Annotated in this window: 7 protein-coding genes; 1 reads left to right on the plus strand and 6 read right to left on the minus strand. The window is 35.8% G+C overall.

The annotated features are described in order from the left end of the window. Positions 1-2 precede the first annotated feature (2 nt). The 6 genes from Q1553_RS02730 to Q1553_RS02755 form a co-directional block, all read right to left on the minus strand. A complete protein-coding gene (locus Q1553_RS02730; RefSeq protein ID WP_297600345.1) occupies positions 3-344 on the minus strand; it encodes an arsenate reductase family protein in 342 nt (113 codons plus the stop codon). 10 nt (positions 345-354) lie between these two features. Further along, a complete protein-coding gene (locus Q1553_RS02735) occupies positions 355-696 on the minus strand; it encodes an AzlD domain-containing protein (RefSeq protein WP_181881633.1) in 342 nt (113 codons plus the stop codon). 9 nt (positions 697-705) lie between these two features. Next, positions 706-1,398, minus strand: coding sequence for an AzlC family ABC transporter permease (locus Q1553_RS02740; RefSeq protein ID WP_300673929.1), 693 nt, complete (start codon positions 1,396-1,398; stop codon positions 706-708). A gap of 46 nt (positions 1,399-1,444) precedes the next feature. Then, positions 1,445-2,239: a putative metalloprotease CJM1_0395 family protein gene (locus tag Q1553_RS02745; RefSeq protein WP_300691429.1), complete on the minus strand. Its 795-nt coding sequence runs from the start codon at positions 2,237-2,239 to the stop codon at positions 1,445-1,447. Between the two features lie 105 nt (positions 2,240-2,344). Next, positions 2,345-3,934 (minus strand): methyl-accepting chemotaxis protein, encoded by a 1,590-nt coding sequence (locus Q1553_RS02750; protein ID WP_115551576.1) that lies wholly within the window; start codon positions 3,932-3,934, stop codon positions 2,345-2,347. Positions 3,935-4,090: 156 nt separating this feature from the next. Further along, a complete protein-coding gene (locus Q1553_RS02755) occupies positions 4,091-5,440 on the minus strand; it encodes a PAS domain-containing sensor histidine kinase (RefSeq protein WP_297570054.1) in 1,350 nt (449 codons plus the stop codon). Positions 5,441-5,561: 121 nt separating this feature from the next. Here Q1553_RS02755 and glyS point away from each other — a divergent pair. After that, a partial coding sequence (glyS, locus tag Q1553_RS02760) for a glycine--tRNA ligase subunit beta (protein WP_300842738.1) occupies positions 5,562-7,207 on the plus strand: 1,646 nt, incomplete at its 3' end.

Raw genomic sequence — 7,207 nt, forward strand, 5'->3', positions numbered from 1 at the left:
ATTTATCCTTGCATCTTTTGATAAGCCTCTTCATTAAAGCCTACAATAACTCCATTAGAATGCACTATTACTGGTCGCTTAATCAACATCGGCTCTTTTATTAGCCATTCTTTTATTTTTGCAGGTGTTAATTGCAATTCTTTTAGCCCCAATTTCTTATAAGTTGTGCCTTTTTTATTGAAAAGCACTTCCAAAGAAACAAATTTCAGCCAATGTTCCAAATCTTGAGGGGTAGGTGGCGTTGTTTTAAAGTCTATCAATGTATAAGGGATTCCTTTAGACTCCAAAAAATTTAATGCTTTTTTCACGCTTCCACAATTTTTAATTCCATAAATTTTTACCATTTAATCCCTTTTAAAATATTTTTAATGCAAAAATATAAAAAATAATTCCTGCGAATATGCTTAATACAGAGTTTTTAGTAAGCATAAAACATAGGGTTGCGCAAGCGACTCCACCCATTTCATAAAGCCCATAAGTTTCACTCCAAGTCGTATCCTTTAAACTAAAGAAAACCAAAAGCGTCATAATCAATAAAGGCATTGTTTCTTGCAAGTAGCGCAAAAGCGGTTGATTCGTCGCATTTTTAAAAGCAAAAAAGGGCAAAAACCGCGTCAAAGCCGTACCAAACGATGCAGCAAAAATTGCCCAAAAAATATAAGCCGAAGTTAAATTTTCGCTTATTTGTGTTTCCATTTCTGCCTTTTAATTCTCTGCTGATACATTGTGTGGCTTCAGATTGTTCGCAATCCATTTTCTAAAAATCAATAGAATCACGATTCCACATACCATACTTAAAATCAAGAATTGCTCTTTGGGAAAAATCATAAGTCCCACAACTCCAAGCGCCAAAGCAATATAAAAAGGATTCCTGTTTTTGGAGTTTTTCAACAACGCAAGTGTTAGCACGCTAAAAAGGGCTGTAAGCGCAAACTCAACTCCCTGTGGCTGAAATCCTAATTGCTCTCCCAAAAAGATTCCAATTCCACAACCCAAAACCCAATAAATATGGTCAAAAAAAGTAATATAAAGATAATTTATCTCCATTTCCTTTTGTGTAAGATTCAAAGTTTCTTTGTTTGTTTTTAACACTGCAAAGGTTTCATCTGTCAAACCAAATAAAATATAATATTTGCCAATCCCAAAGTTCTTAATTTCATCTGTAATTGCAAGGGAATAAAACATATGGCGAATATTTAACAAAAAAGAAGCTAAAGCAATTTCCAAAAATCCTGCATGAATGGAAAGCAAAGAGATAAGCAAAAACTGCCCTGCCCCTGTAAAAATCAGAATTGCACTCAAGACTCCAAAATACCAAGCCAAATGCAACTTAGAAAACAGAATCCCAAATGCAATTCCAAGTGGCAAATAGCCCATAAAAACCGGTAAAGTTTGCACAAAACTTCTAAACAATATCGCAACCCAAAAAAGAAAAAATCATCTATTAGCCTGCAATCTCAAACTGCGGAGTGTAAGAATTGCTCACTGCATTTGCAACATAGCTTTTCACTATATATTCAAAAAGTTTTTTTTGTTGTTCCTCGTTGGTAGTATTTTGCGATTCTGCATTTGCACTACTCATATTAGCTGCATCATTTGTGGTTACAAAATCCTGTTTGGAATCCTGCTTTGCCCTATTCTCTATCGCGACAGAATCTTTTGTAGAATCTGTTTCTTGGGATTCTTCGCTCTCTTCCGTCTGTTCTTTAAGCTCTTGTGCTCGTTCTTGTGCTTGCTCACTCCTTGCTTGGGCTTCCATTTGTGCAGCATTTGCAGCAACCTTGTAATCCTGCGGACTAGGGTCTGCTGGAGCCATTGCAGCAGAGGCAATCTGACGCGCATTTTGGATAGTCTCCTCTGGTGTTCTACCCTCTTTCATAGTGATTGGAACTTCACCTGATGTTGCATACATTTTACCATCAGGTCCGCGTGTATAGCCAAAACTCGCTCCACCGCTTACGACACCTGCACCCGCACCAACATGTGCAGCTTCGTGCGCTCGCACACTTGCGTCAATAGCTGCTAACTCACGCACATATTGTTGCTCACTTGCATCTAATTTCTCACCATTGGGAGCTTCCGGCGCAGTTATATCTGTGTTTTGCGATTCCTCTGTCGTGTCGCTAGATTGCTCCTCTTGCGCTTCTGTTAGCTTACTAAAATCATTTTCTAAATCTTGTGCTTTAAAATTATTGGAGTAATTTTGCAAATTAAAGTAGATATTCGTTCCTATCTGCATTCTTGTATCTCCTTAATCTATTTATTAAAAATTATAGCTAAAATTAGAATAAGAATTTATAAATTTAATGATTCTTTACGACAAGGTTTAAGATTTCTTTCAAATCTAAACCTTAAAAGAATCCAATTGGTTATTTAATGCACTAGCTTTTTGGGAAATTTCTTTAGAGATTCCATCAATCAAATGCACTGCTTTGCTATTTTCATCTGTCAATCTTTGCACTTCTCCCACTTGTTTTAGAATATCATTCACCGCAGTAAAAAGTTCATTCGTTTTTTGCAAAGATTGAGAAGAAGCTTCTACTGCGTCTTCTAGGGATTTAACACTTGTTTCTAAATCTTCTGTGCTTTCTATGGAAGCATCTGCTATGCTTACGGTGTTTTGAACATTCGCGCCCATTGCATTATTGGCATCAGAGACAGATTGAATAATCGTATTTACCACGGCATTGATTTCATTCAAGCTTTTTTGCGTGCGTTCTGCAAGCTTGCGCACCTCATCAGCTACGACAGCAAATCCCCTTCCTGCTTCTCCCGCACGTGCAGCTTCTATGTTTGCATTCAAGGCGAGCAAGCTTGTTTGGTCGGCAATATCGGCAATAATAGTCAAAACGCCTTTAATTTTATCTGTTTCTTGTGCGGTTTGCGCGAGACGTTCCGCAATACTTTGCTCTGTACTGACATTTCCTTGCACTTCATTGATGACTTTTAGCAAAAGCGCTTTTGTTCTTGAAAGCTGCTTCGCAGAATCCTGAATATCGTGCGCACTTTTCTGCACCAAAGACATAGAATCATTTAACATCAGTTCAATATTATTACCAAGCTTTGTGCTACGTTCTACGATTTGCACAAGACATTCTATGCGCTCATCAATTTCTTTGGACGCATTAGAAAGTTGCGTGGATTGTAAAATATTTTGATGACTTGCGTCTTTAGCGTCGGCAACGGTATTATCAATCTTTTGAATAAAATCATTGATATACGTACTTGCCTTTGCAATTTCGTCCTCATTTTTGATTGGCAAACGTTTGGTTAAATCTCCCTCTCCTTGAGAAAGGTCATAAGCCACATTTGCGAGATTGGAAATAGGGTTAAATACCCAACGATTAAACAAAAAGAGCAACACGAGCAAGGCGATGACACTCACACTAATCATCCAAAACAGAATCGTAAGTTGAATTTCGCTAGAGCGACTCATTAACTCTTGGCTTGAAATTTGCATTTCAGCTACTCCTAGCACCTCACCCACTTGCGAAGTCGCATGACACATCAAACAAGATTCCTCTGCGATAAGCGGCTTTGCCATTAAATAGCCTTGGTCATTTTCCGCTTTATAGATTCTAATAAATTCTTTTTTGGTTTTAAAAACTTCTAAAATTTCCGGAATCGTCGTGTAAGTTTTCTTTAAACCCATTAAATCAATAATTGCTTGAGAGGGGAAAAGTTCCATATTTGTAATACCCGGCACTTTTTTAGAACCCTCAATAAAGCTCCCAATAATCTCTGGGTCTCCTGTATTCATCGCAACTTTTAACCCCTCAAAAAGCATTGCGTTTAACTGATGAAGCTCATTTGTGGAACTACTTTTGGCAATATTATTAAATCCATTGGATAAATTATAATGCACCATTCCCAAAAGGGCTAACAAAAACACAACAATCATCACAATGATTTTAGACCGGATTGTCTTTAACATAAATGTCCCTTTCCCAACTCAAAATCCCTAGCAAAACTTAATCTTATAAATGTTGTCTTATTATATAGGTGCTGCTATAAAAAACTAATTAAACTTTATTTTATCCAAAATAATTAAGTTATAAGTTTAAATTATGTTATTTTTAGATTCCAAACCTTATGTATTTTGTGTGAGATTTTGCATAGGCAACTCTACCTTAAATTCCGCTCCTTCTTTTTCATTGACAAAGAGGATTCTGCCCTCCATACGTTCTAAAATCATTTGCACCATTGCCAATCCCATTCCACTACCATTTCTTTTGGTTGTAAAAAATGCCTCAAATATCTTTCTTGTTACTTCCGCACTAACGCCTCCGCCGTTATCTTGCACACGAATCACGCAGATTTTTGTTCCTGCAATATTTTCCTCCATTGCACAATCAATACGAATTTTACCCTCTTTAATCTCTCCATTATTCAAACGCTCTCTTACAGCTTCAATCGCATTATCCAACAAAACAATCATCACTTGTTGCAATTCATTTTTATTTGCATAAATTTTTAATGATTTTTTAATCTTGCAAGGCTGCATTTTGATACTGATTTTTTTATCTACAAGCCCATAAAACAGCTCTAGCATTTCCTTGATTGCAAAATAAACTTCAAATTCCTCTTTATTTTTACTTGGGCTATAAAATTCTCTAAATGCTTCAATTGTTTTGGACATAAAGTCAATTTGCTGTGCCATCATTTGAATATATTTTTCAAAATTTTCGCTATTTAATTCATCAAACTGATGCATTTCCTTGAGATTCTGACAAAGCAAATACAAAGAATTTAATGGTTGTTTCCATTGGTGCGCAATATTTCCAAGCATTTTTCCCATTGCTTCTTCTTTATTTTTTTGCATTAATGCAATGCGTTTATTGTGCAATTCGTTTTCTAATTTCGCAATATCTGAAATATCCACAAATGCAAAATACAGAGTGATTTTTTGTGCAAAATTCATAAAATAAATAGATACAACCACAGGCGTAATAGAATCCTCCACACACAAATCCAAGCGGAAATTCTGACGCAATCTACTTGTTTTAAGTTGCGTAATTTTCTCAAACACAGATTTTTTGTGTGCTTTATCGCTAAATAATTCTAAGATATTATGATTTAATATTTCTTTTCCAAACAATTTCAAAGCTGCGCGATTGCGTCTAATAATCTTTAAGTCTTCATCTTGCGTCAAAATAATGGCATTGAGACTATTTTCAAACAAATATTCGTGCGTATAATCACTTTTTAGTCTCTGTGCAATTTCATATTCAATCTGATTTGCAAGTTCTTTGCTCAAACTTTCAATTCGTGTATTTTTGTTTAATAATTCATTCTCAAGTTTTTCCTTGTTTTTTATCTCCCCCAAAAGCCTTCTGTAATTCATAAACAGATAAACAATCACGCCAAAAAAACAAATTGCTAACCCGAAAAATAGAATCGCAAGCGAGTAATTCTCATTCCAATTTGTCAGCCACTCCATCTCATTGCCTTTCATTTGATTCACTAATTATTATATCCTAAATTCAATATTTATGATTTTAAAGTTTTTTATTGTATTTATTTTGTTACAATATTCAGAATTTTTTAAAATAGAGGAAATAATGACAACTGCACAAAACACAAGTCCGCTTTTGCTTGAAATTGGAACAGAGGAATTACCTGCGATTCCATTTTTAGCTGAACTTCCAAATATCAAAAGCAAATTTCAAAAAATCCTAAAAGCCAATCGTCTGCCTTGTGAATTTGACTTTTTTTACACACCGCGTCGCTTAGTGATAATTGCTCAAGATTTTCCACAAATTCAAAATACACAAGTGCTAGAGTTTTTTGGTCCTCCTTTAAATATTGCTTATAAAGACAACACGCCCACTCCAGCAGCGTTGGGATTTTTCAAAAAATGTGGAATCACGGAAAAAGAAGTTATAACGACAACAAAAGAGGGTAAAGAGATTCTCTATTGCCAAAAACAAGCCGAACAAATACCAGCAATTCATCTCTTAGAGGCAATGATTCAAGAATTTTTAGAATCTCTAAATTTTGGCAAAACAATGCGTTGGGGTAGCCTGAAAGATTCCTTTATTCGTCCTATATCTTGGATTTTATGTTTGTTCAACCACCAATTAGTCCCTCTCAAACTTTATGGCATAGAATCCAAAGCACAAACTTTTGTGCATCGCAATATCAGTTTTGAACCCTTAGAAGTTCAAAATATTCCAAATTATTTTGATACTTTGTGCAATGGCGGCGTGATTTTAGACCAAACCAAGCGCAAAGAAAAAATACTAGAAGAAATTAGGCAAATTGAAAGTGATAGAGGCATTAAGGTAGAAATGGATACAGGACTCTTAGAAGAAATCGTCAGTATCACTGAATATCCTACTGCGCTTTTTGGCGAATTTAGCGAACATTTCTTGGAACTTCCTGCGCCTTGTATCATCACTTCAATGAAAGTGAATCAACGTTACTTTGCTACTTACAAAGATTCAAAACTCTACCACGGCTTTATCGTTGTTTCCAACAGCCTAGCGCAGAATCCAAAAGCCATTGTAGAGGGAAATATCAAAGTCTTACGCGCACGTTTAGAAGACGCTCTGTTTTTCTATCACAATGACTTGAAGACAGGCTTTCAACCCGAAAGATTGAAAGAAGTTACTTTTGTAGAGGGTTTGGGTTCTATGTGGGAAAAAACAGAGCGCGAACGCAAAATCATTCAAGTTTTAAGCACATTATTCCAAACACAACTTTCTGCTTTAGAGCCAAATTTCGGACTTCTTTTAGAGATTTTAGACCAAGCCGCAACATTAAGCAAGGCAGATTTAATGAGCGAAATGGTTTATGAATTTACCGAATTACAGGGTATTATGGGATATTATTACGCAAAAGACTTACGCTATGATGATAGAATCGCCCTTGCAATTTTAGAACAATATTTACCAAACTCCGAAGAAAGTGCTTTGCCCTCCAATCTCATCAGCGCACTCATCGCACTTGCTTATAAGCTAGATAATCTAATGGGGCTTTTTAGTATTGCCAAGATTCCAAGTGGCTCACGCGACCCTTTTGCTTTGCGGCGTGCGGCAAATGGAGTGATTAAAATCGTTTTGCATTTTAATTTACCCTTTGATTTAAAAACTATTTTAGAAAAACTTGCTCCACTCTATAAGCCTTTTGATTTAAAATTACTTGAAAATTTTATTTTAGAGAGACTAGATTCTGTGCTAAATTTCAATGCCTCCCTTTTGCGCGC

This window comes from Helicobacter sp. UBA3407 (assembly GCF_949747025.1).
GTDB classification, from domain to species: Bacteria; Campylobacterota; Campylobacteria; order Campylobacterales; family Helicobacteraceae; genus Helicobacter_D; species Helicobacter_D ganmani.

What these genes read in the sequence shown, in the direction of transcription:
- Q1553_RS02730 (WP_297600345.1), bottom strand. Translation starts at nt 344, where the DNA reads ATGGTAAAAATTTATGGAATTAAAAATTGTGGAAGCGTGAAAAAAGCA.
- Q1553_RS02735 (WP_181881633.1), bottom strand. Translation starts at nt 696, where the DNA reads ATGGAAACACAAATAAGCGAAAATTTAACTTCGGCTTATATTTTTTGG.
- Q1553_RS02745 (WP_300691429.1), bottom strand. Translation starts at nt 2,239, where the DNA reads ATGCAGATAGGAACGAATATCTACTTTAATTTGCAAAATTACTCCAAT.
- Q1553_RS02750 (WP_115551576.1), bottom strand. Translation starts at nt 3,934, where the DNA reads ATGTTAAAGACAATCCGGTCTAAAATCATTGTGATGATTGTTGTGTTT.
- Q1553_RS02755 (WP_297570054.1), bottom strand. Translation starts at nt 5,440, where the DNA reads ATGGAGTGGCTGACAAATTGGAATGAGAATTACTCGCTTGCGATTCTA.